Source organism: Streptomyces sp. NPDC046866, assembly GCF_040704625.1.
Taxonomy (GTDB): domain Bacteria; phylum Actinomycetota; class Actinomycetes; order Streptomycetales; family Streptomycetaceae; genus Streptomyces.
Window position 1 is genome coordinate 288,631 of record NZ_JBEYXN010000005.1, and the last position, 25,442, is coordinate 314,072.

21 protein-coding genes are annotated in these 25,442 nt (G+C 73.4%); 10 read left to right on the plus strand and 11 right to left on the minus strand.

What is annotated here, in order from left to right; all coding sequences use genetic code 11:
- Position 1: 1 nt before the first annotated feature.
- Complete coding sequence (locus tag AB0953_RS11455; RefSeq protein ID WP_366859175.1) at positions 2-1,156, minus strand: acyl-CoA dehydrogenase; 1,155 nt, start codon at positions 1,154-1,156, stop codon at positions 2-4.
- Positions 1,156-2,343: an amidohydrolase family protein gene (locus AB0953_RS11460; protein ID WP_366859176.1), complete on the minus strand. Its 1,188-nt coding sequence runs from the start codon at positions 2,341-2,343 to the stop codon at positions 1,156-1,158. Before AB0953_RS11460 ends, AB0953_RS11455 begins: the two co-directional genes overlap by 1 nt.
- Positions 2,344-2,530: 187 nt before the next feature.
- Between AB0953_RS11460 and AB0953_RS11465 the strand changes: the two genes are divergently transcribed.
- A complete protein-coding gene (locus AB0953_RS11465) occupies positions 2,531-4,066 on the plus strand; it encodes an AMP-binding protein (protein WP_366859177.1) in 1,536 nt (511 codons plus the stop codon).
- Between the two features lie 165 nt (positions 4,067-4,231).
- A complete protein-coding gene (locus AB0953_RS11470; RefSeq protein ID WP_366859178.1) occupies positions 4,232-5,506 on the plus strand; it encodes an acyltransferase in 1,275 nt (424 codons plus the stop codon).
- 509 nt (positions 5,507-6,015) lie between these two features.
- Here the strand turns inward: AB0953_RS11470 and AB0953_RS11475 are convergent.
- The gene (locus AB0953_RS11475) at positions 6,016-6,534 is read right to left on the minus strand and encodes an EF-hand domain-containing protein (protein WP_366859179.1); all 519 of its coding nucleotides are present in this window, start codon (positions 6,532-6,534) and stop codon (positions 6,016-6,018) included.
- 313 nt (positions 6,535-6,847) lie between these two features.
- Here AB0953_RS11475 and AB0953_RS11480 point away from each other — a divergent pair, with 313 nt between their 5' ends.
- Together AB0953_RS11480 and AB0953_RS11485 are read left to right on the plus strand one after the other, a co-directional pair.
- A complete protein-coding gene (locus tag AB0953_RS11480) occupies positions 6,848-7,411 on the plus strand; it encodes a sigma-70 family RNA polymerase sigma factor (RefSeq protein WP_366859180.1) in 564 nt (187 codons plus the stop codon).
- Complete coding sequence (locus AB0953_RS11485; RefSeq protein WP_366859181.1) at positions 7,408-8,667, plus strand: zf-HC2 domain-containing protein; 1,260 nt, start codon at positions 7,408-7,410, stop codon at positions 8,665-8,667. Before AB0953_RS11480 ends, AB0953_RS11485 begins: the two co-directional genes overlap by 4 nt.
- A 233-nt stretch (positions 8,668-8,900) precedes the next feature.
- Here the strand turns inward: AB0953_RS11485 and purU are convergent, their stop codons facing one another.
- Positions 8,901-9,800 (minus strand): formyltetrahydrofolate deformylase, encoded by a 900-nt coding sequence (gene purU / locus AB0953_RS11490; RefSeq protein ID WP_366859182.1) that lies wholly within the window; start codon positions 9,798-9,800, stop codon positions 8,901-8,903.
- Positions 9,801-9,814: 14 nt separating this feature from the next.
- Complete coding sequence (locus tag AB0953_RS11495) at positions 9,815-10,261, minus strand: hypothetical protein (RefSeq protein WP_366859224.1); 447 nt, start codon at positions 10,259-10,261, stop codon at positions 9,815-9,817.
- Positions 10,262-10,586: 325 nt separating this feature from the next.
- On the opposite strand from AB0953_RS11495, the gene AB0953_RS11500 reads away from it, so the two are divergent.
- Entirely contained in the window at positions 10,587-11,732 is a 1,146-nt protein-coding gene (locus AB0953_RS11500) for an ABC transporter substrate-binding protein (protein ID WP_366859183.1), read from the plus strand.
- A 24-nt stretch (positions 11,733-11,756) separates the two neighbouring features.
- On the opposite strand, the gene AB0953_RS11505 is transcribed toward AB0953_RS11500, so the two are convergent.
- Both AB0953_RS11505 and AB0953_RS11510 read right to left on the minus strand, forming a co-directional pair.
- The gene (locus AB0953_RS11505; protein ID WP_366859184.1) at positions 11,757-13,316 is read right to left on the minus strand and encodes a hypothetical protein; all 1,560 of its coding nucleotides are present in this window, start codon (positions 13,314-13,316) and stop codon (positions 11,757-11,759) included.
- Positions 13,317-13,437: 121 nt separating this feature from the next.
- Entirely contained in the window at positions 13,438-14,817 is a 1,380-nt protein-coding gene (locus AB0953_RS11510) for a transcriptional regulator (RefSeq protein WP_366859185.1), read from the minus strand.
- Between the two features lie 220 nt (positions 14,818-15,037).
- Here AB0953_RS11510 and AB0953_RS11515 point away from each other — a divergent pair, with 220 nt between their 5' ends.
- The 3 genes from AB0953_RS11515 to AB0953_RS11525 all read left to right on the plus strand — a co-directional run bounded on the left by AB0953_RS11515 (position 15,038) and on the right by AB0953_RS11525 (position 18,300).
- Positions 15,038-15,718, plus strand: a complete 681-nt coding sequence (locus tag AB0953_RS11515) for a bifunctional DNA primase/polymerase (protein ID WP_366859186.1) — start codon at positions 15,038-15,040, stop codon at positions 15,716-15,718.
- Positions 15,719-15,850: 132 nt separating this feature from the next.
- Positions 15,851-16,693, plus strand: coding sequence for an ABC transporter ATP-binding protein (locus AB0953_RS11520; protein WP_366859187.1), 843 nt, complete (start codon positions 15,851-15,853; stop codon positions 16,691-16,693).
- Positions 16,690-18,300 carry a transporter gene (locus AB0953_RS11525; RefSeq protein WP_366859188.1) on the plus strand — a complete coding sequence of 537 codons (1,611 nt, stop codon included), beginning with the start codon at positions 16,690-16,692 and terminating at the stop codon, positions 18,298-18,300. Before AB0953_RS11520 ends, AB0953_RS11525 begins: the two co-directional genes overlap by 4 nt.
- A 112-nt stretch (positions 18,301-18,412) precedes the next feature.
- Here AB0953_RS11525 and AB0953_RS11530 read toward each other — a convergent pair whose 3' ends face one another.
- Entirely contained in the window at positions 18,413-19,297 is an 885-nt protein-coding gene (locus AB0953_RS11530) for an alpha/beta hydrolase (protein WP_366859189.1), read from the minus strand.
- Between the two features lie 272 nt (positions 19,298-19,569).
- On the minus strand, positions 19,570-20,262 hold the full coding sequence (locus AB0953_RS11535; protein WP_366859190.1) for a metal-dependent transcriptional regulator: 693 nt from the start codon (positions 20,260-20,262) through the stop codon (positions 19,570-19,572).
- A 205-nt stretch (positions 20,263-20,467) separates the two neighbouring features.
- On the opposite strand from AB0953_RS11535, the gene AB0953_RS11540 reads away from it, so the two are divergent.
- On the plus strand, positions 20,468-21,223 hold the full coding sequence (locus tag AB0953_RS11540) for an SIS domain-containing protein (RefSeq protein ID WP_366859191.1): 756 nt from the start codon (positions 20,468-20,470) through the stop codon (positions 21,221-21,223).
- A 27-nt stretch (positions 21,224-21,250) separates the two neighbouring features.
- Here the strand turns inward: AB0953_RS11540 and AB0953_RS11545 are convergent, their stop codons facing one another.
- On the minus strand, positions 21,251-22,555 hold the full coding sequence (locus tag AB0953_RS11545; protein WP_366859192.1) for a PAS domain-containing protein: 1,305 nt from the start codon (positions 22,553-22,555) through the stop codon (positions 21,251-21,253).
- Positions 22,556-22,994: 439 nt separating this feature from the next.
- Positions 22,995-23,639, minus strand: coding sequence for a pyridoxamine 5'-phosphate oxidase (pdxH, locus tag AB0953_RS11550; protein ID WP_366859225.1), 645 nt, complete (start codon positions 23,637-23,639; stop codon positions 22,995-22,997).
- 217 nt (positions 23,640-23,856) lie between these two features.
- Here pdxH and AB0953_RS11555 point away from each other — a divergent pair, with 217 nt between their 5' ends.
- The gene (locus AB0953_RS11555) at positions 23,857-24,963 is read left to right on the plus strand and encodes a citrate synthase 2 (protein WP_366859193.1); all 1,107 of its coding nucleotides are present in this window, start codon (positions 23,857-23,859) and stop codon (positions 24,961-24,963) included.
- Positions 24,964-25,442: the final 479 nt, after the last annotated feature.

The following is a 25,442-nucleotide window of genomic DNA, read 5'->3' on the forward strand; positions in this document are numbered from 1 at the left end:
CTCACCGGCCCTTCGGCAGGCCGAGGATCCGCTCGGCGACGATGTTGTGCTGGATCTGCGAGGTCCCCGCGGCGATCGTGTACGACAGGGACGAGAGCCGTTCGCGCACCCACTCCTCCTCCAGCGCGAGCGAGCCCGCGCCCAGCACCTCGGCGGCGGCCTCGTACAGCTCCTGCCGCGCGTGCGAGTAGGCCAGCTTGAAGACGGAGCCGCCGGTGCCCGGGACCCCGCCGGTGCGCTGCGCCTCGCTGACGTTCCACTGGGTGAGCCGCCACAGGGCGCCGAACTCCCCGTACAGCCGGCCCAGCCTGCGCCGCAGCACCGGGTCGTCCCAGCGGCCGTTGGCCCGCGCGGCCCGGGCGAGCCCGCCGAGGGTGCGCCGGCAGGCGACCACCTCGCCGACGAAGGCGGTGCCGCGCTCGAAGGAGAGGGTGACCATGGTGACGCGCCAGCCGTCGTTCTCCGCGCCGACGCGGTTCGCCACCGGGACGCGGACCTCGTCGAGGAACACCTCGGCGAACTCGGCGGATCCGGCGAGGGTGCGCAGCGGCCTGACGGTGACCCCGGGTGCGTCCATCGGCAGCGCCAGCCAGGAGATGCCGCGGTGCTTCGGGGCCTCGGGGTCGGTGCGGACCAGCAGCTCGCACCAGTCGGCGACCTCCGCGTGGGAGGTCCAGAGCTTCGAGCCGGTGACCACGTAGTCGTCGCCGTCGCGGACCGCGCGGGTGCGCAAGGAGGCCAGGTCGGAGCCGGCGCCGGGCTCGCTGAAGCCCTGGCACCACACCTCGTCGCCGCGCAGCACGGGCGGCAGCCAGCGCGCGCGCTGCTCCGCGGTGCCCTCGGCGGCGATGGTCGGGCCGGCGTGCAGCAGGCCGACGAAGTTCGCGCCGACGTAGGGGGCGCCGGCCCGCTCGGTCTCCTCGAGGAAGATCAGGTGCTGGGTGGGGGTGGCGCCGCGGCCGCCCGCGTCGACGGGCCAGTGCAGCCCGGCGTAGCCGGCGTCGTACAGGCGCCGCTGCCAGCCGAGGTCGTAGCGGCGCCGGCCCGGCCAGTCGTCCGGGGAGGGCCGGGGCGGCAGCTCGGGCAGGACCTTGGCGAGCCAGGCCCGCAGGCGGGCGCGGAACTCCTGCTCCTCCTCGGTGGGGGACAGGTCCATCAGACGAGGTCCAGGCCGAGCATGCGGATGGCGTTGCCGCGCATCAGCTTGTGGACGGTCTCCTCGTCGAGGCCCTTCACGTGGTCGAGGGCGACCTCCTTGGTGTGCGGGAAGGTCGAGTCCACGTGCGGGTAGTCGGTCTCGAAGGTGGCGTTGTCGCGGCCGACGACGTCGAGCGAGGCGATGCCGTGCTTGTCGCGGAAGAAGCAGCAGAAGATCTGCCGGTAGTAGTACGTGGACGGCGGCTCCGGGATCAGGTCGCGGACCCCGCCCCAGGCGCGGTGCTCCTGCCAGACGTCGTCGGCGCGTTCGAGGGCGTACGGGATCCAGCCCATCTGGCCCTCGCTGTAGGCGAGCTTGAGCTGCGGGAACTTCACCAGCACCCCGCTGAAGAGGAAGTCCATCATCGAGGCCATCGCGTTGTTGAAGCTGAGCGAGGCCTGGACGGCGGGCGGCGCGTCGGGCGAGGCGGCGGGCATCTGGGAGGAGGACCCGATGTGCATGTTGACGACGGTGCCGGTCTCCTGGCAGACGGCGAAGAAGGGGTCCCAGTAGCCGGAGTGGATGGACGGCAGGCCCAGGTGGGTGGGGATCTCGGAGAAGGTGACGGCCCGCACCCCGCGGGCGGCGTTGCGGCGGATCTCGGCGACGGCGAGGTCGATGTCCCACAGCGGGATGATGCACAGCGGGATCAGCCGGCCGCCGCTGTCGCCGCACCACTCCTCGACCATCCAGTCGTTGTAGGCGCGCACGCAGGCGAGGGCGACCTCCTTGTCGCGGGCCTCGGCGAAGGTCTGGCCGCAGAAGCGGGGGAAGGTGGGGAAGCACAGCGAGGCCTCGACGTGGTTGAGGTCCATGTCGGCGAGGCGGGCCTGGGGGTCCCAGCAGCCGCGGCGCATCTCGGCGCGGGTGATGCCCTCCAGGGTCATGTCGTCGCGGTCGAAGCCGACGGCGGCGATGTTGCGCTTGTACGGGAACTTCAGGTCCTCGTAGATCCACCAGTCGGTGGGCGGGCCGTCCGGGTCCATCGTGATCTGGTACTTGCCGCCGGTGTACCGGAGCTCTCCGATGCCGGCGGTCAGCGGCTGCGGTCCCCGGTCGCGGTACTTGGCGGGGAGCCAGGTCGCGAAGAGGTGCGCCGGTTCGATCACGTGGTCGTCGACGCTGATGATCCGAGGCAGTTCCATGGGGTCCCCCAACACACCGTTTCTGATGGATCGTCAGAAACAAGCTAGCCCCGCGACCCCTGGACCGACAAGCGCCGGAGCCCTACGCTCTCCCTTCGTCTGACTATCCGTCAGATATTCGGCGATCCCGGCCGCAGCACCGGGGCCGACCGCTACGACCGCTACGACAGGACGGAGGTCGGCCGGCATGGCGGACACCGCGAGAGAGCTGGCGCAGTCCCCCACCCTGTGGGAGCTGGTCGAGCGCCGCGCCGCGCTCACCCCCGGCGCCCCGGTCCTGATCGAGGCCGACGGCGGACGCCGCATCGCCTTCGGGGAGCTGCGGGCGCGCGCCGAGCGCACCGCCGCCGGGCTGTACGACCGGGGCGTGCGCCCCGGCACCGTCGTCGCCTGGCAGCTGCCCACCCGCATCGAGACCGTGCTGCTCTCACTGGCCCTGGCCCGGCTCGGCGCCGTCCAGTCCCCCGTCATCCCCTTCTACCGCGACCGCGAGGTCGGCTTCGCCCTGCGCGAGTGCGGGGCCGCACACTTCGCCGTCCCCGGCGCCTGGCGCGGCTTCGACCACACCGCCATGGCCCGGCGGCTCGGGGCGCCGGGCGTCTTCGAGGCGTACGACGCCCTGCCCGAGGGCGATCCGGCCGTCCTGCCCCCGCCGCCGGGCGACGGGACCTCCGTACGCTGGATCTACTGGACCTCCGGCACCACCTCCGACCCCAAGGGCGTCCTGCACACCGACCGCTCCCTGATCGCCGGCGGCTCCTGCCTGGCCCACGCCCTGCGCCTGGGCCCTGACGACGTCGGCTCGATCGCCTTCCCGTACGCGCACATCGGCGGGCCGGACTACCTGGTGATGCTGCTGCTGTACGGGTTCCCGGCCGTGCTCTTCGAGAGGTTCGCGCTCCCGGAGTCCCTGGAGGGCTACCGGCGCCACGGGGTGACGGTCGCGGGCGGCTCCACCGCCTTCTACTCGATGTTCCTCGCCGAGCAGCGCAAGGACCCCTCCCGCAAGCTGATCCCCACCCTGCGCCTCCTCGCGGGCGGCGGCGCGCCCAAGCCGCCGGAGCTCTACCACGCCGTCGTGCGCGAGCTGGGCTGCGGACTCACCCACGGCTACGGCATGACCGAGGTCCCGATGATCACCATGGGCTCCCCGGACGACACCGCCGAGCACCTGGCCGGCACCGAGGGCCGGCCGCCCGCCGGCATGGAGATCCGCATCACCGACCCCGAGGGCACACCGCTGCCCGCCGGCACCGACGGCGAGGTCCGGCTGCGCGGGGAGGCCGTCTGCCGCGGCTACCTCGATGCGGCCGCCACCGCCGAGGCCTTCGACGCGGACGGCTTCCTCATCACCGGCGACCTCGGACACCTGACGGCAGACGGGTACCTGGTCCTCACCGGCCGCATCAAGGACGTGATCATCCGCAAGGGCGAGAACATCTCCGCGAAGGAGATAGAGGACCTCCTGCACCGCCTGCCCGGCGTCGGCGACGCCGCCGTCATCGGCCTGCCCGACCCCGAGCGCGGCGAACGCGTCTGCGCGGTCGTCGAACAGCCCGCGGGCGCGACCCCACTGACCCTGCCCCAGGTGACGGCGTACCTGCGCAGCCAGGGTCTGTCCCCGCACAAGCTCCCCGAACAACTGGAGCTCGTCGAATCCCTCCCCCGCAACGAAACCCTCCGCAAGGTCCTGAAGTACAAACTCCGCGAACGCTTCGCGTAGCACCCGGGGCGGGCTGCTTTCCGGCCGGCCCTCGGGCCGGTTCGGGATGTCTCGTTGCGTACGGTCCGCAGCCGTGTACGGACACGCACGTGCCACAATTGCATGTCCTTTTACACCTCGAGCAGAGCGCCCCTTCGGGTTCCGTTCTCGAAAGGCGTCGTGCGCGTGAGCGTTACCCCCCGCCCCGGCCATACGCGCTGGTCCCAGGGCAGCGTCGCGGAACTGTTCTCCGGCCGGGACAACAGCCTCGGCCTGCTCCGGCTGGTGCTGGCCTCCGCGGTGGTCCTCTCCCACGCCCGCATCCTCGGGTTCGGGCAGCGCGAATTCGGGCACCACTTCACCGGCGGACAGACCGACATGGGCAAGGTGTCGGTCATCGGCTTCTTCGTCCTGTCCGGCATCCTCGTCACCCGCAGCGGCAACCGGCTCCCGGTCGGCCGCTTCCTGTGGCACCGGGCCCTGCGCCTGCTGCCGGGACTGTGGGTGTGCCTGCTCGTGACCGCCTGCGCCGTGGCGCCCTTCCTGTACTGGCGGGCGCACGGCAGCCTGTCCGGCTTCTGGGAGCACGAGAGCGGGCCGTTGGACTACCTCCGGAACAACGTCGCGATCCGGGTGCATCAATGGGGCATATCGGGCGTCCTGGAGACCGCCCAGCAGAAGGGCCTCGCCCACAACCACAGCTTCGACGGGGCGTTGTGGTCCCTCGAGTACGAGGTCCTGTGCTACCTCGGCGTCGCCCTGCTCGCCCTCGCCGGCGCCCGGGCCGGCGGCTTGGTCCGGGCCCGGCGCGCCATCCTCGCGGTCGCCGTGGCCCTGGGCTGCTACCTGGTGGACGAGGCCCTCGACAACCCGCTGGTGAGCTCGATCGACGTCCAGGCCGGCGCCGCCGTGGCGGTCGTGGGCGGCTGGGTCGTGAAGTGGGTCTGCTACCTCGGCTTCGCCTTCGTCATCGGGATGCTCATCGAGGTCTACAAGGAGCGGATCCCGGTCAGCGCCCCGTTGGCCGTGCTGAGCGCCGTGGTGATGGCGGCGACCCTCCACTACGGCTGGTTCTTCGTCCTCGGCGTTCCCGCCTTCGCCTACCTGCTGCTGTGGCTCGCCATCCGGCTGCCGAAGCCGCTGCGGAAGGTCGGCAGCACGAGCGACTACTCCTACGGCATCTACATCTACGGGTTCGTCGTGGAGCAGTCCGTCGCCGCGCTCGGCGGGGCCCGCTGGGGCTTCGCCGCCTACCTCGGCCTCTCCGCGGCCGGCACGCTCGCCGCGGCGGCGCTCTCCTGGCACCTCGTGGAACGCCCGGCGATGCGGTGGAAGGACCTCGGCCGCTCCGGCCTGCCGGCCATTCCGCGGCAGCACCGGGCGGCAGGTGTCGAGCCGACGCGGGCGCCGGCCACGTCCGTGCGGCAGCAGTCGACCGACGCGGTGGCAGCGGGGCGGTAGTAGCCCCCGACCCGCGATACCGCGCGCCGCGTCCGCCGCCGGGCTGCGGTCGCCGGGGGGCGCGGGGGTTCCTGCGTGGAGGGGGGCTCGGGGAGCTCGGGGAGCTGTGAGCGTGCGTGGTCCGCCATGCGCCGGTACCGGGCGCTTCCCGCGATGGCCGCGGCCTCCGTGCTGCGCTGCGCACTCTGCGCGGGCGAGGCCCCCGCCGCCGCCCGCGGCAGCTCGAACTGCCCGGCTACGACACCATCGCCGTCCGGCTCCCGCAGGACGGCACGACCCTCGTCGTCGTCAACTCCGACGTCGAGAAGCCCGCGGTGGTCCAAGGACGCCGGCAACCTGGCCGGCCTCATCGGCAAGACGGTCATCGAGATCGTCACCCCGGACCACGTGTGGTCCCGGGCGCAGGCGCAGGCGAAGCAGCCCGGGGCCGGGCAGGGCGCGGGTGCTCCGGCGCCGGCGCCCGGGCCGGCGGGCCGGTCGGTACGCGGTGAAGGTCAGGCGTCCGCGGGTCAGGCGTCCGGGGCTTCGACGCCGCAGTAGCCGGCGAAGGCCGCCAGGATCTCGTCCTCGCGGATGCGGCCGTCGCCGTCCGCGTCCAGGGCCGCCGCGATCCGCCCGGCGAGCTCCCCCGGCGTGCCGAGCACGCGCAGGACGCGGGCCGCGGCCTCCGGGGTCGGGCCCGCGCCGTCCGCGTCGGCCACCGCGATCACCGCGTGCAGGAACGGGCGCGCGATCTCCGCGAACCGCTGCGGGTTGTCCCGCAGCCGCTTCGCCGCCCCGGTGATGTACTCCTCGCGGGTCACCCGCTGGTCCCCGTCGACGTCCGCGATCCCGGCCATTCCCTGCCAGAACGCCTCGGCTCCGGCGAACAGGGCCTGGCCCTTGTCCGACCGGGCGGTGACGCCGAATTCGGTCAGCACCGCACGGGCGGCCGCGCTGAAGTCCTCGCGGTCGATATATCCGTTGCCGTCCTGGTCGAAGGTGGCGAATCGGGCGGCGATCTTGCGCTCGTATTCTGCGCTGTCCATGGTTCGGGGTCCGCCTTCACGTGTGCGGTGGGGGGCAGTTCAAGACAAGCCAGGAGCGTAAGCCCTTTCCGGCCTGCGCGTTAAGCCGAGCCGTCGAAGAGGTGGCCGCATCGAACCCGCGCACGGGAAGCGCGACGGGGCGCGTACACCCGTGCGCACCGCCGCCCCATCTGCCGATGCCCGGCCTGCCGTTCACTGTCCGCACCGCGCCTAGCACGCACGGCACTCTTCCAGGGGGAGCTTCTCCCAAAACGGGCGCACACCGGCTGGTGCCCATTACATTCGATGCGTCGACACGACGGCTGGGGGCACTATGCCGAAGGACGCACCACCGCGCTGGGACCGCCGCATGCAGCAGCGCCTCGCGCGCGGCGAGGCCGCAGCGCTCGGGGAGCTGTACGACCGCTTCGCCTCGCTCGTGCACAGTCTGGCGCACCGGGTGCTGGGCGACGAGAAGGCCGCGGACCGGATCACCCGCGAGGTGTTCGGCTACATCTGGGAGAACCCGGACGCGTACGACCCCAAGCAGGGCTCCATGCGCTCGTGGGTCGCCCGCATCACCCAGGGCCAGGCCGTCGCCCGGCTCCGCCAGGCCGAACTGGGCCGCGGCTCGCGCGAGGAGCTGGAGCAGAAGGTGCGCAGCGCCAACGCCGCCGCCCGCGCCGACTACATCGTCACGTCCATGCCGGCGCCGCTGCGGGCCGCCCTGGAACTGGCCTACTTCAAGCGCCGCGACTACCGGCAGGCCGCCGCCGACCTGCAGATCAGCGAGGACGAGGCCCGGCGCAGGCTGCGCCTGGGGCTCCAGCTGCTGTCGACCGCCAACGCCCTCCCGCAGGAGGACGCCGCCCCGCCCGGATACGGAAGTCCCCGATGAACGGCCCCGCCGAGTCGCACGACGGTCCCGACGAGCAGCAGCCCGGCGGACCGCCGCGCATACCGGGTCCGCGGTGGGCCGCCGACGACCTGGAGGCGCGGTTCGCCCCGCCGGTACGGAAGCCGGAGCCAGTGGCGGTGACCGAGCCGCAGCCCCGCTCGCACGCGGTGCTGAAGTCCCTCCTCGGCGCGTGGGCGCTGGCCGCGTGTTCCGCGGAGGAGACCCAGGCGGTGGAGGAGCACCTCACCGAGTGCGCACCGTGCGCGGAGGAGGCGCTGCGGCTGCGGGACGCGGTGGGGCTGCTGCACCCCGAGGAGAGCCTCGACCTGAAGCCGCTGCTGCGGTCGCGGGTCCTGGAGGACTGCCTCGGCAAGCGGCCCGCCCGCATCCCGGTGCCGGCGTGGGCGAGCCCGTACGACACCGAGACCGCGCGGCTCGACGCGCTGCTGCGGGACTTCGGCGACTCCGAGTGGGAAACGCCCGTACGGCTGAAGTGGTTCGAGGAGGAGCGGCGCCGCACGCGCCGGACGACGGTCGCCGGGGTGATCGGGCACCTGCTCTCGGTGGACGGGATGGTGGCCACCGCCCTCGGGCTGGACGACCCGCTGGGCCCGCAGGCGCCGACGGCGGGCGGCGCGACGGCCCGCACGGAGCACTACTGGAACTCCGCGACCGGCCCGCTGACCGGGCAGGTCCGCGAACCGTGGCGGGAGCAGGGGCACACGCTGGTGCGGACGGTGTCCTTCGCCGGGCGGGGCGTGGCGGAACTCTCGGTGGACTACGGGGCCTTCGCGCTGCCGCTCGGGGACGCGTTCCTGGAGCGGGCCTTCGAGTGCTGGGTCCACGCATGGGACATCGCGGAGGCGGTGGACTACCCGTACGACCCGCCGTCGGGGCCGCACCTGAACCGGATGATCGACTTGGCGGCCCGGCTCCTGCCGAGTGCGCTCGCGCACCGCAGGCGGGCCGGGCTGGCCGCCCCGGCGCGGAGCCTGGTCGCGGCCGGGGCGCCCGGCCGGACCCTGCACCTGGAGATCGAGGGCGCGGGCGGCGGCAGCTGGGACATCGCCCTGGACTCGCCGGCCGCGAAGCCGTCGCCGGAGCACACGGTGGCGCAGATCGCACTGGACGGGGCCGAGTTCTGCCAGCTGGCAGCGGGGCACATCTCCCCGGAGGAGGCCGCCGTGGGCCAGCACGGCGATCGCGAAGCCATCAGGGACGTCCTCTTCGCCGCCGCCTCATTGAGCCGCCTCTAGGCCGTCTCTTCCGGATCTTGCCTGACCGGCGCCGCCCGGCAAGATCCGAAAGAGACGACCTAGCCGCCGCCCCGGTCCGGGCAGGAACCCGGCTCCGCCGGGCACCGGTGCTCCGCCCGGACCTGCGCCTCGATCGCCGGCGGGGCTGGATGTGCCGACCCCCGGCGTGCTGCCGAGCGGCAGCCGGGGGACCGGCGGTTTCAGCCTCGGCGGCGAGGCCGACATGTGCCGGGTCAGGCGAAGACGACCGTGCGGGTGCCGTTCAGGAGGACCCGGTGTTCGCTGTGCCACTTCACGGCCCGCGCCAGCGCCTGGCACTCCACGTCGCGCCCGATCGCCACCAGCTGGTCGGGGGTGACCTCGTGGCCGACCCGCTCGACCTCCTGCTCGATGATCGGCCCCTCGTCCAGGTCGGCCGTCACGTAGTGCGCGGTGGCGCCGATCAGCTTCACACCGCGCGCGTGCGCCTGGTGGTACGGCTTCGCGCCCTTGAAGCTCGGCAGGAAGGAGTGGTGGATGTTGATGATCCGCCCGCTCAGCTCCTTGCACAGCGTGTCCGACAGGACCTGCATGTACCGGGCCAGGACCACCAGCTCGACGTTCTCGGCCCGCACCAGGTCGAGGAGCTGCTGTTCCGCCTGCGCCTTCGTGTCCTTCGTCACCGGAATGTGGTGGAAGGGGATGCCGTACGACCGCACCAGCTCCTCGAAGTCGGTGTGGTTCGAGACCACGGCCGCGATCTCCACCGGCAGCGCCCCGATCCGCGTCCGGAACAGCAGGTCGTTCAGGCAGTGGCCGAACTTCGACACCATGAGCACGATCCGCATCCGGTCGTCGGAGCGGTGGATCTGCCAGTCCATGCGGAACGAGTCCCCGATGGCGGCGAAGCTGGCGCGCAGCTTCTCCAGGGTGACCGGCGCATCGGCCGAGAAGTGCACCCGCATGAAGAACAGGCCGGTGTCGTGGTCGCCGAACTGCCGGCTGTCCTCGATGTTGCACCCGGTCATGAACAGGTAACTGGACACGGCGTGCACGATGCCCTGCTTGTCGGGGCAGGACAGGGTCAGGACGTACTGCTGCGGGGCGCGGGCCTGGGCCTGGGCCTCGGCCTGGGGGTGCGGGTGGTCGCTCATGACCCCACAGCCTTTCACACCGCGCGGGTGAGGATCCTCAGCAGTTCCAGCGACCGGGGGGCCGCGTCCGGATCGTCCCCGTCCGCCTGCGCCAGCCGTACGTGCGCCTCGCGCGCCGCCCGGACCGCCTCGGGCCAGGCGTGGTGCTCCAGGTACGCGGAGACGGGGGCGTCGGGCCCGACCTGGTGCAGGATCCGCAGCACGCGCAGGACGGCGACGTCGACGAGCGTGGCCTCCTGGGTGTCGCGGAAGATCGTGCCGACGTACTTCTCGGCGGACCAGCTGTCGAGCCAGGTGTCCTCGACGAGCCGGTACACGGCGTCGGTGACGTCCCCGTATCCCTCGACGCCGGCGAGCCAGACCTCCTCGTGGAAGGCCGGATCGGAGAGCATGTGCAGCGCCGAGCGCACGTTCGTGCGCCAGCGCCACCACGGCATGTCGTTCAGGGGCATGCCGCCCATGGTGGAGGAGCGGCCGCCGCGTCGGGAAGAGTTCTTCGAACCTTGGGCGAATGTCACGCTTTCGATCGTACGTTCCGGTCTGGCGGGATCTTGAAGCACCTGTGCGGGAGCGCGCCCTCGCCGTTCACCTGGACGTCACCCTTTGTTGCGCCCCCCTCACTCCCCAGTTACCCCCGGGGCGGAAGGGTGCTGGGACATGACCACAGCGCGACACGCAACACCCTTGACCCGTACGGCGATTGCAGCGTTGGCCGGGGCGTGTCTCATCGCCGGATGCGGAGTGGTCCCCGGGGGCTCGGGGGGCTCCGGGGACACCCTTACGGTCATGACCTTCGCCCCTCAGGACACCAAGGCCACCAACATGCCCGGAATGCCCGGAATGGCCAAGGCGTACGAGGGCTGGGTCAACTCCCGCGGCGGGATCAACGGCCGAAAGCTCCGCGTCCTCACCTGCAACGAGAAGAACACTCCGAGCGGTGCCGCCGACTGCGCCCGCAAGGCCGTGGCCCAGAAGGCCGTCGCCGTCGTCGGCTCCTACAGCCAGCACGGGCGCGCCTTCATGGCCCCCCTCGAAGCCGAGGGAATCCCCTTCATCGGCGGGTACGGGGTCTCCTCGGAGGAGTTCCAGAGCAACCTCTCCTACCCCGTCAACGGGGGCCAGCCGGTGCTCCTCGCGGGCGCCGGCCACCAGCTCGGCCGCGCCTGCAGCAAGGTCGCCCTGATCCGGCCCGACACCCTCGCCGCCGACTCGATGCCCGTCCTGCTCGACGCCGGCCTGCGGGCCAACAAGATGGGCGACGCCGACGACATCCGCGCCGCCGAGGACTCCTCCGACTACACGGCGGAGGCCCGCGCCGCCCTGGCCAGCTCCTCCGCGGGCAAGGACCGCGGCTGTGTCACGGCCGTGCTCGGCCAGCGCACCGAGACGTTCTTCGACGCGTTCCGCCGCGTCGACGACAAGCACAGGAACCCGCAGATCTCCTCGGTCCTGGGCAGCGTCAGCCAGGCCCTCGTCGACCGCACCGGCGGCCGGGAGAGCCCCTTCGAGGGCGCGTACCTGACCGGCTGGTACCCGGTGGCGACCGACCCGCTGTGGGATCCGATGCGGAAGGTGATCGCCGAGCACGCCTTCGCCGACAACGCCGTGGACCCCGCCGACAGCGGCACCCAGACCACCTGGATCGCCTACACCGTGCTGAGCGAGACCCTCAAGCGGTTCAAGTCCGGCGAGGCCGTCACCCCGCGCAAGCTGGCACGCATGCTGAACCAGGGGGATCCGGTGCGCACGGGCGGCCTGACCCCGGACCTGAGCTGGCGCTACGAGGACATGCGGGCCCTCGCCGACTTCCCGCGCATCGTGAACGGGCGGGTCACCTTCCAGGTCGTCCAGTCCGGGCGGCTCGTCGCCCAGCAGGGCGAGGCGTCGATGGACATGACCCAGACCCTGGAGCAGACCCCCCGCCCGGCCTGAGCGCGGATACGGGGGGCCGGGCGGTCACAGCTGCGACTTGTCGCGCTTGGTGAGGGCGTACTTGGCCGCGATCGTGTTCCACAGGGTCGCGGCCGACTCCTTCGCCCGGGTCGCCTCGGCGCTCGACCTGTCGCCGGCGGTCGCGTTGGCGGTGCTCCGGGCGTGGCCGTCCTTGCAGCCGCCCTTCTTGTCGTCCTTGTCGCCCTTGCCGCCCTTGCCGTCGCCACCGCCGCCGACGTCGTCCGCCCAGGCCGCGTAGCTGTTGTCGGCGTCCGCGGAGGCCTTCCAGGCCTTGGTCAGGGCGGCGGACAGCTTCTGGTTGTCCGGGAGCTGGTCCATCGTGATGTCCTGGAGCCGGGTGACGAGCTCCTCCCGCTGGCGGGCCGCGTCACGCAGGTCGTCGGCCGCGGAGCCCAGGTTGCGGCAGGCCTTGATGTCGTCGACGGCCTTGATCACGGCGGCCCGGCTGTCGTTGCTGTCCGCGAGGAGCTTGTCGAGCTGGACGGCCTGGGACTTGGCCGGGTCCACGGGCGCCTCGCCGGCGGCCGCGGCCGAGCTGCCGGTCGAGGGGGTCGCGGCCGCGGCGGCGGGGTCGTTGTTCTGCTTCTTGCCGTCGCTGAGCAGCGCGCCCACGCCGAGCCCGACCACGGCCAGGCCGATGACCACCGCCGCGATCACGCCCGGCGGCACCCGCCGGGCCGGCTCGGGCGGGGGCGGCGGCGCGAACTGCGGCCCGCCCTGCGGCGGCGGCTGCTGCCGGAACTGCTGCTGCCGGGCCGGTGCCGGTACGGGGCCCTGCCCGGGCCCGCGCGGCGGGTACGGCCCGGGCTGCTGCGGGCGCAGCACCGGCTCCTGGATCGGCGGCAGGTGCTGGGTGTGCCCGTCGCTGCCGGCGTCGCCGCGGAACAGCCCGTCGAAACCGTCGAGCCCGTCGGTCACGGGCGGGATGTACTGCGTGGCGGCCTCGTCGTGCCCGGCAGCCGCGGGGCCGGCCGGAACGGGCGGGATGTACTGCGTCGCCGCCTCGTCGTACCCCGGCGCCGCCGGCCCGGAGGGAACGGGCGGGATGTACTGCGTCGCCGCCTCGTCGTACCCCGGAGCGGGCGGCAGGCCCTGGCCCTGCGGCCCGCCGGCCGGCCCCGCCGGGACCGGCGCGATGTACTGCGTCGCCGCGTCGTGGTGGCCGGGGGCGGGCGGGAACGGCTGGGCCCCCGGCCCGCCGGGCCCGCCGGGTCCGCCCGCGGCCGGATCCGCCGGGACCGGCGCGATGTACTGCGTCGCCGCGTCGTGGTGGCCGGGGGCGGGCGGGAACGGCTGGGCCCCCGGTGCCGCCGGATCCGCCGGGACCGGGGGGATGTACTGGGTCGCCGCGTCCGGCAGCGGCGGGTATCCGTAGCCGTGCGGCCGGCCCGGGCCCTCGTAGCCGGGGCCCAGGACGTGCCCGGGCGCGGGGGCGCCCGGCGGTACGGCCCCGGGGGCGGCCGGCGGGTACGGCGGTGCGTCGGGGTACGACGGGTCCGGGCCCCACGGCGCACCGGCCTCCGGGGCCGCCTGCTGGCCGCTCCCCTGTCCGTTCTCCGTCACCGGGACTCCTTCGCCGACTACTCCGAACCTACGGAACCGCCGACTCACGCTACCCGGACCCCAGCCTCCCCGTCAGTCCCACCTTCGACCGAAACCCCTGCATACCCGGACGAAACCCCCGTCAGGCCACCACCTCCACCCGGGCGGCGAACTCCCGGACCGCCGCCTCGTCGCGGTACGGCTCCACCCGCGCCCGGAAGTCCTCCAGGTACTCCGCGCCCCGGCTGGAGCGCAGCCCGGCCAGCAGTTCCGCCGCCCGCGCAGCGGTCTGACAGGCCTGCTCGACCTCCCGCTGCTGCACCTGCGCCGCCGCCAGCAGCAGCAGCCCGATCGCCCGGCGCCGCTCCTTCCCGGCCGGCAGGCCGTTCAGCACCTCCTGCGCCTGCCGGGCCGCCTGGTCCGCCTGCCCCAGGTCCCGGTGGCAGTGGGCCAGCTCATCGGCCAGGTAGGCCTGGTCGAAATGCCGGATCCACACCGGGTCGTCCCCCGACTCCGGCTCCGCCCGCTCCAACGCGGTGACCGCCCGCGAGGTCAGCACCGCCGTCGCCCGGGCGTCGCCCATCAGCGCGTGCCCGCGCGCCTCGGCCGCGTAGAACATCGCCTCCACCCGCGGGGTGACCTGCCCCCGCGTGCCCTCCTGCGCGGCCCGCGCCAGCTGGGCGATCTCCCGCGGGTTGCCCAGCTCGGCGGCGAGGTGGCTCATCGAGGCCGCGAGCACGTAGCCGCCGTACGCACGGTCCCCGGCGGCCTGCGCGAGGCGCAGCGCCTGGATGTAGTACCGCTGGGCCAGCCCCGGCTGCCCGGTGTCGACCGCCATGTAGCCGGCGAGCTCGGTCAGGCGGGCCACCGCCGCGAACAGCGCCCGCCCCACCGGCTCCCGGTACGAGCCCCCGATGAGCCCGGAGACCACGGAGTTGAGGTAGTGCACGACGACGGGCCGGACGTGCCCGCTGCCGAAGCGGTGGTCGAGCTCCTTGAGCGCCTCCGTGGTGGCACGTACCGCCTCCACGTCCGGCATCCCGACACGCGCGCCGCCGCTGCGGGCGACCTGCGCGTCGGCACCGGTGATCAGCCAGTCCCGACTGGGCTCGACCAGCGCGGACGCGGCCACGCTCGACCCGGACAGGAAGTCGCGCCGCCCGACGTCACTGCGCCACAGCTCGCTGACCTGCTCGATGGCGCCGACGACGGTCGGGGAGAACTGCAGGCCGATGCCGGAGGCGAGGTTCTTGCCGTTGGCCATCCCGATCTCGTCGATGGTGACGGTCCGGCCGAGTTTTCGCCCGAGCGCCTCGGCGATGATGCCGGGCGCCCGGCCGCGCGGCTGTTGGCCGCGCAGCCAGCGCGCCACGGAGGTCTTGTCGTAGCGCAGATCGAGGCCGTGTTCGGCCCCGCACATGTTGACGCGCCGGGCGAGCCCGGCGTTCGAGCACCCGGCTTCCTGAATCAGTGCCTGCAGCCGTTCGTTCGGCTGGCGGGCGACGAGAGGCCTGGCTGACATGGAAACCCCCAGAGGCCGCGGGTGATCGTTGGAATGATCACTTCCCGCCTGATGTGCGGAGAATCATCCGCTCTGCGTCGTGTCGCTACCCAACTCCGGCGCCCCGGCCTCCCACGCGCCCCCACGCGTGCATCAGTGCGCCCCGTTTGCAGGATCGATGCAGCGCCCACCGGGCGGTTTACCCCCGTAACCGGAGGTGACCGCGGAAGTTGTGAAGGGCGTGGAAGAGACCATCGGAGTCACGGAGACCGCACCCATCCCCAAGCAGCGCGGCGAGCAGCTGCTGGACCATGCCGTGCGGTACGCGGAAGAACGGCACTGGGACGTCTTCGCCGGCACCTGGCTGGAGCCCGTCGACGGGCGGGAGTTGTGCTCCTGTGGGGCGGAGGACTGCCCGGCGCCGGGCGCGCACCCCGCGGTGAAGGACTGGGCGGCGCTGGCAACGGGCAGCGCGGTGCAGGTGCGGCGGGTGTGGGGCAAGCGGCCCGAGGCGTCGATCCTGCTGCCGACGGGCCGGACCTTCGACGCGCTGGACGTCCCGGAGTCGGCCGGGTTCCTGGCGCTGGCGCGCCTGGAGCGGATGCAGCGCACCCTGGGCCCCGTGACGCTCACGCCCGACCACCGGATGCTGTTCTTCGTGCTGCCGGGCGCCTCGGCGAAGGTGCCGGACATGGTGCGCCGGTACGGCTGGTCGCCGGCCGCGATCGACCTGGTGGTGCGCGGGGAGGGCCAGTTCGTGGCGGCCCCGCCGACCCGGTTCGGCGGCCGGGGCGCGGTCCAGTGGGCGCGTCGGCCCACCCCGGCGAACCGGTGGCTGCCGGACACCGAGGAGCTGATCGACGCGCTGGCGTACGCGTGCGGCCGGGAGGCTGCGGCGGAGCGCGCCCGGCGCTCCTCCTGAAACCCCCAACACCCCTGGTCAGCGCAGGGTTGTTCATCCCGTGAAACTCATGACATACGTAACTGCTCCGCCTGCCGAAGCGGCCCTAGGGTGAGGACGTAGACCACGGGGAACAGAGCGAGAGGCAGACGCATGCCGGACCAGGGTTATGCGACGGGCGGGGCCGAGCGGAGGGACGGCGCGCGATCCGCGCCGTCCGAAGAGCGGGCGGCGGTACGGGTCGAGGGGCTGTGGAAGCGCTTCGGCGAGCAGGTGGCGGTGGCCGGGATCGATCTGGAGCTGCCCGCGGGCAGGTTCATCGGCCTGGTCGGCCCGAACGGGGCGGGCAAGACGACCACGCTGTCGATGGTGACCGGCCTGCTGCGTCCGGACATGGGCCGGGTGGTCGTCGCCGGGCACGACGTGTGGGCGGACCCGGTCGAGGTGAAGTCCCGGATCGGCGTGCTGCCCGAGGGGCTGCGCATGTTCGAGCGGCTGTCGGGACGTGAACTGCTCGGCTACATGGGCCGGTTGCGGGGGCTCCCGGGCGAGGAGACCGACAAGCGGGCCACGCAGCTGCTGGACGTCCTCGACCTCGCGGGCTCGCAGCACAAGCTGGTGGTGGACTACTCGACGGGCATGCGCAAGAAGATCGGCCTGGCGGCCGCCCTGCTGCACAACCCCGAAGTGCTGTTCCTGGACGAGCCGTTCGAGGGTGTGGACCCGGTGTCGGCGCAGACCATCCGCGGGGTGCTGGAACGTTACACCTCCTCCGGGGCCACCGTCGTCTTCTCCTCCCACGTGATGGAGCTGGTCGAGTCGCTGTGCGACTGGGTCGCCGTCATGGCCGGCGGCCGGATCCGCGCGGCGGGCCCGACCGCCGCCGTACGGGGCGACGCGCCCTCGCTCCAGGCCGCGTTCCTGGAACTGGTCGGCGCCGGCGGGCGCGACGCGGGGGACTCGCTGGACTGGCTGGGCGGGCAGGCCGCCCGATGAGCGCCGTCTCCGCTTCCCCGAACCTGACCCCGCTCTTCGTCCGCCTGAAGCTGTCGCTGCTGCGCAACGGGCTCAAGGGCTCCTCCAAGCGCAAGGCCGCGTACGTCACCTCGCTGGTGTTCGCGCTGGTGGTGGCCTTCTTCGTGACCCTCGGCCTGGCCATGCTGCGCGGCAGCGCGCACGCCGGCACGGTCGTCGTCCTGCTGGCCGGGATCCTCGCGCTCGGCTGGTCGTTCATGCCGCTGTTCTTCCCGAGCGGGGACGAGACGCTCGACCCGAGCCGGCTGGCCATGCTGCCGCTGCGGCCCCAGCCGCTCGTCCGGGCCCTGCTGGCGTCCTCGCTGGTCGGCATCGGACCGCTGTTCACGCTCTGCCTGGCGGTCGGCTCGGTGGTGGCCGTGGCCCGCGGCGCGGCGGGCATCGCGGCCGGCGTGGTGGCGGCACCGCTGCTGCTGCTGGGCTGCGTCACGCTGGCCCGCGCCGTCGCCACGGCGAACGTACGGCTGCTGACCAGCCGCAGGGGGCGCGACCTCGCGCTGCTCAGCGGTCTGGTCATCGCGGTCGGGATGCAGTTGGCCAACTTCGCCGGCCAGCGGCTGATGCAGGCGGGCGGACTGGCCACGCTGGAGCCCGCCGAGGCGGTGGTGCGCTGGCTGCCGCCGGCGACCGCCGTCGGCATGGTGGACTCGGCGAGCCGGGGCGCGTACGCGCAGGCCGCGGCCCAGCTGGCGGTCACCGTCCTCGCGGTGCTCGGGCTGCTGTGGTTCTGGGGCCGGACCCTGACCCGGCTGATGGTGAGCCCGGACGGCTCGACGGTCGCGGCGGCGCAGCCGGCGAAGGGGAAGGAGTCCGCGGGCGGCGGCCTGTGGGCGCTGCTGCCGGCGGGGCGCACGGGCGCGGTGATGCAGCGCACGCTGCGGTACGTGGTGCGGGATCCGAAGACCAAGGCCGCCTGGGTGTCGGCCCTGGCGATCGGCGCGATCATCCCGGTGTTCAACGCCCTGCAGGGCACGGGCTCGGTGTACTTCGCCTGCTTCGGCACGGGCATGCTGGGCGTGCAGATGTACAACCAGTTCGGGCAGGACACCTCGGCGTTCTGGATGGTCGCCCAGACCATCTCCGGGCCGCGGGACGCGTTCGTGGAGTTGCGGGCGCGGGCCTACGCCCTGGCGCTGGTGACGGTGCCGTACACGGTGCTGGTCTCGGCGGTCACCGCGGCGCTGGTGCACGACTGGGCGGGCTTCCCCGCCGGTCTGGGCATGGCGCTGGCCCTGCTGGGGTCGATGCTGTGCACGGGCGCGCTGGCCTCGGCCCGCTTCCCGTACTCCATCCCGACGGACGGCGCGTTCAAGAACGTCGTCCCGGGGCAGGCGGGCCTGGCCTGGTCGGGCATCTTCGGCGGCATGCTGGCCTCGGCGGTGATCTGCTCGCCGGTGATCGCCTTGGCGGCATGGTTCGCGTTCGGCGGCGACGCGTCCCTGGCGTGGACCATGCTCCCGCTGGGCCTGGTGTGGGGGACGGCGGCCGCCTGGGCCGGCATCCGCCTGGCCGCCCCGACGGTGGCGAAGTCCCTCCCCGAAATCCTCCAGGCAGTGAGCAAGGGCTGACCCCGAAGACAGGGCCGGGGAGGACGGGGGTCTCCCCAGGCCCTGCCCCAGGCCGGCCGGCGCCCGGCTCCGACAGCGGGCGGCGGGGCCTGGGTCGCGGGCGCGAGCCTGGTCAGAGGGCGGCGCGGACGTCGTTCAGGAAGGGTTCGAGGACCGCGCGCCAGGCGGCCGGCTGGTCGTAGTGGAGGTAGTGGCCGGCGTCGGGGACCTCGGCGTACTGGCCGGCCGGGAGCACCCGGACCATCTCCTGGGCCTCGGCCCGGCCGAGCTCCCCGTCGAGCCCGCGGACCACCAGCGTCGGGCAGCGGACCTGCGCCAGCTCCTCCCAGTGCGCGTCGTGCACCCACGTCTCGCGGGCGGTCAGCATCTGGCGCCGGGAGAACAGCGGCCGCCATCCGTCCGGGGCCTGGTGCATCACCTCGGCGAAGAAGGCGCCCCGCCCGGGATCGGGCCGCTCGACGCGCGGGTCGTCCTCCCCGAACCAGCGGCGCGCGGCGTCCTGCGAGGGGAACGGCAGGGGCCAGCGGTGGAACCACTCGGCCCAGTCGCGCTGGGAGGCCTCCCCGAGGGCGGAGGCGCGCATGTCGCAGATCACCAGCGCCTCGACGAGGTCGGGACGGCGGGCGGCCAGCTGCCAGCCGGTGAGGGCGCCCATGGAATGCCCGACGACGGTCACGGGTGCCAGGCCGAGCTGCTCGATCACGGCCTCGGCATCGGCCACGAACGCCTCCCGCCCCAGCAGGGCCGGCGCCGCGCCGGGCCCGCCGGACGGGCGCTCGCTCTGGCCGTGCCCCCGCTGGTCGAGGGCGACGACGCGGCGGCCGGCGGCCAGCCAGCGGGCGGTGCCCGCCCAGTGGAAGGCGCGGCCCATCAGCCCGTGGAGTAACAGCACCCGCGGCGCCTCGGGGCCCGGGGGCGTGGCGGAGGTCGGATCCCGGAACTCCCAGGCGGCCAGGCGCACGCCGTCGGCCCCTGTCACATCGATGCGCTCCACCACGGCGGATGCACCCCCTTCGCTCCCGGCCAGAGTATCGAACCCCCATTCGAAAATGGGTTTCTCGCGCCCAACACCGCTCTTTCGAGTGACCTTGCTCAAGGATTGGCCGCCCCTGCCGAGGGAGATCCTTTCAGCAGGGAGGCGGGCCGCTCGGGGAAGACGGTCCGAAGGGGATGACCTTGAGAGCTCGGGGCTCCAGGTCAGCAAGGGGAGGAAGGTCCCGGCGCCGCAAGGCGCCGGGACCACCACCACACATTCGCCTCAGCGGCCCCTCAGCGCTTCGCCACGAACACGTGCGAGGCGATGTCCGCCTCCAGCTCCGCGGCCTCTCCGCCGCTGCCGACCAGCACACCACCCGGCGACTCCGTCACGCTGACCACCGAACCGGGCTGCACGCCCGCCCGCCGCAGCGTGTACATCAGCTGGGCGTCCGTCTGGATCGGCTCGCCGATCCGCCGCACGACCACCGTCTTGCCCTCCGTGCCCGGGTCCAGCTCCGACAGGGCGACCATGCCGTCCTCCAGGAACGGGTCCGCCTCGGCCTTCTCGCCGAGCTCCTCCAGACCCGGGATCGGGTTCCCGTACGGCGACTCGGTCGGGTGGCGCAGCAGCTCCAGCACGCGCCGCTCCACCGCCTCGCTCATGACGTGCTCCCAGCGGCAGGCCTCGGCGTGCACCTGCTCCCACTCCAGGCCGATGACATCGACGAGCAGGCACTCCGCGAGCCGGTGCTTGCGCATCACGCGCGTCGCCAGCCGCCGACCCTCCTCGGTCAGCTCCAGGTGGCGGTCGCTCGCCACGGCCACCAGGCCGTCGCGCTCCATCCGCGCCACCGTCTGGCTCACCGTGGGGCCGCTCTGGTCGAGCCGCTCGGCGATCCGGGCGCGCATGGGGACCACGCCTTCCTCTTCCAGCTCGAGGATGGTGCGGAGATACATCTCCGTGGTGTCGATCAGTCCGGACATTCGTGCCCCTCGGATTATCGTGCGCTGGCCCTGCCCCAATTCTGACCCATCGGACCGACAACCGTCCCGTGCCCGGCGACGAGCCCCGGCACGATCCGAGCGCCACTCCACCCCGGGTTGACGCCCGTATTGACACGTCCTTGGTACAGACCGCACGGTGAGCGGCGGACACGGACGCACCCCACCTCTGGAAGGGCCATCGGCGATGAGCGAGAGCAAGCTGGCCGGTCAGTTCTTCGACGCCGCGATCGGCCTGCTGCAGCGGGTGCGGGAGGAGGAGGCCGGGGCGATCTCCGCGGCCGCCGCCGCCGTCGCCGACGCGGTCGCCGGCGGGAACCGGCTCTTCGCCTTCGGCGCCGGGCACTCCTCGCTCCCCGCCCAGGACGTGGTCTACCGGGCCGGCGGGCTGGCCCTGATGAACTTCCTCGCCGTCCCCGGCACCGCCGGTGTCGACGTCATGCCGGCCACTCTCGGCAGTGCCCTGGAGCGGGTGGACGGGCTGGCCGGGGCCGTCCTGGACAGCAGCCCCGCCACCGCCGGGGACGTCCTCGTGGTCATCTCCCTGTCGGGGCGCAACGCCCTGCCGGTCGAGATGGCCGTGAACGCCAGGGCCCTCGGCCTCACGGTCATCGGCGTGACCTCCGTGGCGTACGCGCGCGAGACCCGGTCGCGGCACGCCTCCGGCACCTTCCTCAAGGACCACTGCGACATCGTCCTCGACAGCAAGATCGCGGTCGGCGACGCCGAGCTGAGCCTCGACGGCATCGACGCGCCGTTCGCTCCCGCCTCCACCGTCGTGACCAGCGCGATCATGCAGGCCGTCATGGCCGCGGCCGCCGGCGAGCTCGCGGCCCGCGGGATCGAGCCGCCGCTGCTGCGCTCGGGCAACGTCGACGGCGGCCACGAGTGGAACGGCCGCGTCATGCAGCAGTACGGCGACCGGATCTTCTTCCGCCACTGAGCTCCGACCGTCCGCACGGCAGCCCGATCACGCGCGGGTGGCCAGATCGAGGTCGGCAGCGACCCGTGCGCCCACCTCCTCCGCGTACGCCGCGTCCGCCCGCTCGAACGCGGGGCGCGAGGCAGTGCGCACGAAGGTCAGCGCCCCCAGGGTCCGCCCGCGGCTGCGCAGCACCGTGCAGAGCACGTGCGCCGCGTCCTCGGGCCACTGCCGGGCGCGCGCCCACCCCTCGGCCGCCTCGCCCCGCGGGACGCTCGCCCGCACCGAGCCGATCCGGTCCAGCGCCTGGAGCACCGGGTGCCCCGGCTCGTACGGCACGGGCAGCGCGGCCTGCCCCGCCAGTGCCGGCGGCGACGCGGCGGAGCGGACGAGCCTCGGCCGTGCGGGGTCGGACGAGGGCTCCAGTACGTCGAGCAGCGCGTGGTCGGCGAAACCGGCGAGGGCGAAGTCCAGCCGCACCCCGGCCGCCTCGGCCGGGTCCTCGCACTCCGCGGCGGCCCGCCCCGACCGGTGCAGCTGCCCGGCCCGGAAACGCAGCTGCGCCGTGTCCAGCGCGACCTGCCGGGCCTCGGTGATGTCCTGGAACAGCAAGCCAACCCCGAGCGGCACCGGCTCCTCCGCGAGCGGCGAGCCCAGCCGCAGGAACCCGCACCGCCAGCAGCGCCGCCGCACCCCCTGCGGGGTGCGCACCGCCACCCACAGCTCGACCGGCGCGGGCGGCGAGCCCTCGGCGAGCACGTGCTGCAGGGCGCCCTCCAGCTCCTCGGCGCCCTGCGCGAGCAGGTCGCCCAGCGGCCGGCCGAGCAGCCCGGTGCGGGCGGAGCCGAAGGCGCGGGCGGCGTGCGCGTTGACCACGGCCGGGCGCAGGTCCACGTCGACGAGGACCACGCCCCAGGAGGCGTCGTCCATCAGCGCCTCGCTCAGGGCGATGGACCGCTCCAGGTCGATCTGGGCGTGCACCTCGCTGAAGGCGCAGTAGACCCCGGCGGGCTTGCCGTCGGCGCCGGGCACCCCGGCGGACTGGGTCCGCACCAGGACCCGCCCACCGTCCTTGGTGAGGAGGGCGAACTCGTTCACCTGGCGGCCGGGCACCTCCTGTGCGGCCATCAGCCGGTCCTCGACGTCCTGGGCGTCGGCGGCGCGCGCCGCCCAGCCCGCGAAGCCCTTGCGGCCCACGGCCTCGGCGGCGGTCCAGCCCAGGATCCGCTCGGCCTCGCGGTTCCAGTGGGTGACCACGCCGTCGGCGTCGAAGGCGCACAGGGCGGCGTCCATCCCGTCCAGCAGCGCTGCGAGCAGGTCGTCGGTGGGTTGACCACGTCCGGAACCACTCACCTGGCACCCCCTGCAGGTGTTCGCGTGTTGCGCGTGTGCGGCACGTCAGATCATTGAACTGGAACGTGACGCAGCCCACACCGCATTCCCCGAATCGTCCCGAAATAAATCACTTGAGGACCCCGGAAAGGGGTTCTAGTGTCGGCGGTACACGAGAAGGGAGGTGGTTCCGGAAATGTACGGATACCGGACGCGTGAGGTGGCTGCGGGCTAAGGGCCCGTCGTCAGCAACGCACCCAGTGCGGTGCCCGGCGGTCACGCCCGGCGCCAATCCCAGGCAGTCACCCGACCCGCGGGCTCGCCGGTTCGTCCGGCCGGCTTCTCTCACTGCAGGAGAGAACCCGAGCCCGCGGGTCGTCTGCGTTCAGGCGCCTCTGCGTTCAGGCGCCTCTGCGGTCGAGGCGCTTCTGCGCCCAAGGCGTTCCGAGGGCTCGGACGCTTAAGGGCACAGCCGCTCGATCCGCCACTTCTCCCCGTCGAGGACGTAGTGCAGCCGGTCGTGGAGCCGGTTCTCGTGGCCCTGCCAGAACTCCACCTCGTGCGGGACGACCCGGATGCCGCCCCACTCCGGCGGGACCGGGACCTGCTCGCCCTCCGGATAGCGCTGCGCCAGCTCCGCGTAGCGGCGGTCGAGCTCGCCGCGCGAGGCGACCACGCTGGACTGCTCGCTCGCCCACGCGCCCAGCTGCGAGCCGTGCGGCCGGGAGCGGAAGTACGCGGCCGTCTCGTCGCGGCCGATGCGCGAGGCCGTACCCGTGACGATGACCTGGCGGGCGATGGGGTGCCACGGGAAGAGCAGCGCGACCTGCGGGTTCGCGGCGATCTCGCGGCCCTTGCGCGAGGCGTAGTTGGTGAAGAAGACGAAGCCCCGCCCGTCGAACTGCTTCAGCAGCACCGTGCGGGAGCTGGGCCGGCCCTCGGGGGTCGCGGTCGAGACGACCATCGCGTTCGGCTCGAAGAGGTGCGAATCGGCGGCCTGCTGGAACCACAGCGCGAACTGCTTCATGGGGTCCTCGTCGAGGCTGTCCTCGAAGACGATCTCCGAGCGGTACTGCTTGCGCATGGTGGCGGGATCAAGGTCCATGTCGGTCACACGTGCCATCCTGCCGCAGGAGGGCCCGTGCGAGTGTGCCGTATGTCACGCTTCCGCCTGGGATCCCGAGCCGCCAAAATCTTGGGGCCGGTCGGAGGTCCCCACACGGGTGGCCGAAGGCCGCGCCGGGCATCAACGGGGATGACCGCGCCGGACCGCGAGTCACGCCGGGAACCGTGCGTGTCCGCACTATCTGAGGAGCCGCCTGATGTCCGACTTCGTTCCCGGGCTCGAAGGAGTCGTCGCGTTCGAGACGGAGATCGCCGAACCCGACAAGGAAGGCGGATCGCTCCGCTACCGCGGCGTCGACATCGAGGACCTGGTGGGTCACGTCTCCTTCGGGAACGTGTGGGGGCTGCTGGTCGACGGGGCGTTCAACCCCGGCCTGCCCGCCGCCGAGCCCTTCCCCATCCCCGTGCACTCCGGCGACATCCGCGTCGACGTGCAGTCCGCGCTGGCCATGCTCGCCCCCGTGTGGGGGCTGAAGCCGCTGCTCGACATCGACGAGCGCACCGCCCGCGACGACCTCGCGCGCGCGGCCGTCATGGCGCTGTCCTACGTCGCCCAGTCCGCGCGCGGACAGGGCCTGCCGATGGTTCCGCAGCGGGAGATCGACAAGGCCGAGTCCGTCGTCGAGCGGTTCATGATCCGCTGGCGCGGGGAGCCGGACCCCAAGCACGTCAAGGCCGTGGACGCGTACTGGACCTCGGCGGCCGAACACGGCATGAACGCCTCGACCTTCACGGCGCGCGTCATCGCCTCGACCGGGGCGGACGTGGCCGCGGCCCTGTCCGGTGCGGTCGGCGCCATGTCCGGGCCGCTGCACGGCGGGGCGCCGTCGCGCGTCCTCGGCATGATCGAGGAGATCGAGCGCACCGGGGACGCCGTGGCGTACGTGAAGAAGGCCCTGGACAAGGGCGAGCGGCTGATGGGCTTCGGGCACCGCGTGTACCGGGCCGAGGACCCGCGCGCCCGGGTGCTGCGGCGCACCGCGAAGGAGCTGGACGCGCCGCGGTACGAGGTGGCCGCCGCCCTGGAGAAGGCCGCGCTGGAGGAGCTGCACGCCCGCCGTCCCGACCGCGTCCTCGCGACCAACGTCGAGTTCTGGGCCGCGATCATGCTGGACTTCGCGGAAGTCCCGGCGCACATGTTCACGTCGATGTTCACGTGTGCCCGGACCGCGGGCTGGTCGGCGCACATCCTGGAGCAGAAGCGGACGGGTCGGCTGGTGCGGCCCTCCGCCCGGTACACGGGCCCCGGCAAGCGCAACCCGCAGGAGATCGAGGGCTACGCGGACATCGCCGCCACGGCCTGAGCCCCGCACCCCCGAAGCGCGCCGCCGCCCCCGCCGGGCCCCGGCGCGCTTCCCCGCCTCCGCGGGCCCCGGAGCCTGGGCGGCCGCTGCCGGGCCGTGAGCGCGGGCCGCTGCCCGAGCCCGGCACGCAGGACGCTGCCGGGGCTCGGGGCGCTGCCCGAGCCCGGAAGGCGGACCGCTGCCGGCCCGGAGCGCGGGCCGCTGCCCGGGGCGCAGGCGGCCCGAAGGCCCCCCGGGGTGGCGGTGCGGCCGAGACGGGCGGCCCGGCCCTGCCGCTGCGCGGAGCCGTTTCCCCACCCCGCCCCTTCCCGAAACCGGGACCTGCGGCCCCGGCCCCCGCCGCAGGGCTGCGCCCCTGCACCCCCTTCGGGGGCTCCGCCCCCGGACCCTCCCCCAGCTACCGCTGGGGGTACCCCCAGCGCCTCAAACGCCGGCGGGGCTGGATGAATCCAGCCCGCGCGGTGTTTGGGCGGACGGGG

Bases quoted from the DNA above. Each gene is read 5' to 3' on its own strand.
- AB0953_RS11480 (WP_366859180.1), top strand. From the start codon at position 6,848: ATGCCGAAGGACGCACCACCGCGCTGGGACCGCCGCATGCAGCAGCGC.
- AB0953_RS11520 (WP_366859187.1), top strand. From the start codon at position 15,851: ATGCCGGACCAGGGTTATGCGACGGGCGGGGCCGAGCGGAGGGACGGC.
- AB0953_RS11455 (WP_366859175.1), bottom strand. From the start codon at position 1,156: ATGGACCTGTCCCCCACCGAGGAGGAGCAGGAGTTCCGCGCCCGCCTG.
- AB0953_RS11460 (WP_366859176.1), bottom strand. From the start codon at position 2,343: ATGGAACTGCCTCGGATCATCAGCGTCGACGACCACGTGATCGAACCG.
- AB0953_RS11510 (WP_366859185.1), bottom strand. From the start codon at position 14,817: ATGTCAGCCAGGCCTCTCGTCGCCCGCCAGCCGAACGAACGGCTGCAG.
- AB0953_RS11555 (WP_366859193.1), top strand. From the start codon at position 23,857: ATGTCCGACTTCGTTCCCGGGCTCGAAGGAGTCGTCGCGTTCGAGACG.
- purU (WP_366859182.1), bottom strand. From the start codon at position 9,800: ATGAGCGACCACCCGCACCCCCAGGCCGAGGCCCAGGCCCAGGCCCGC.
- AB0953_RS11525 (WP_366859188.1), top strand. From the start codon at position 16,690: ATGAGCGCCGTCTCCGCTTCCCCGAACCTGACCCCGCTCTTCGTCCGC.
- AB0953_RS11500 (WP_366859183.1), top strand. From the start codon at position 10,587: ATGACCTTCGCCCCTCAGGACACCAAGGCCACCAACATGCCCGGAATG.
- AB0953_RS11495 (WP_366859224.1), bottom strand. From the start codon at position 10,261: ATGGGCGGCATGCCCCTGAACGACATGCCGTGGTGGCGCTGGCGCACG.
- AB0953_RS11535 (WP_366859190.1), bottom strand. From the start codon at position 20,262: ATGTCCGGACTGATCGACACCACGGAGATGTATCTCCGCACCATCCTC.
- AB0953_RS11540 (WP_366859191.1), top strand. From the start codon at position 20,468: ATGAGCGAGAGCAAGCTGGCCGGTCAGTTCTTCGACGCCGCGATCGGC.
- AB0953_RS11475 (WP_366859179.1), bottom strand. From the start codon at position 6,534: ATGGACAGCGCAGAATACGAGCGCAAGATCGCCGCCCGATTCGCCACC.
- AB0953_RS11465 (WP_366859177.1), top strand. From the start codon at position 2,531: ATGGCGGACACCGCGAGAGAGCTGGCGCAGTCCCCCACCCTGTGGGAG.
- AB0953_RS11485 (WP_366859181.1), top strand. From the start codon at position 7,408: ATGAACGGCCCCGCCGAGTCGCACGACGGTCCCGACGAGCAGCAGCCC.
- pdxH (WP_366859225.1), bottom strand. From the start codon at position 23,639: ATGGACCTTGATCCCGCCACCATGCGCAAGCAGTACCGCTCGGAGATC.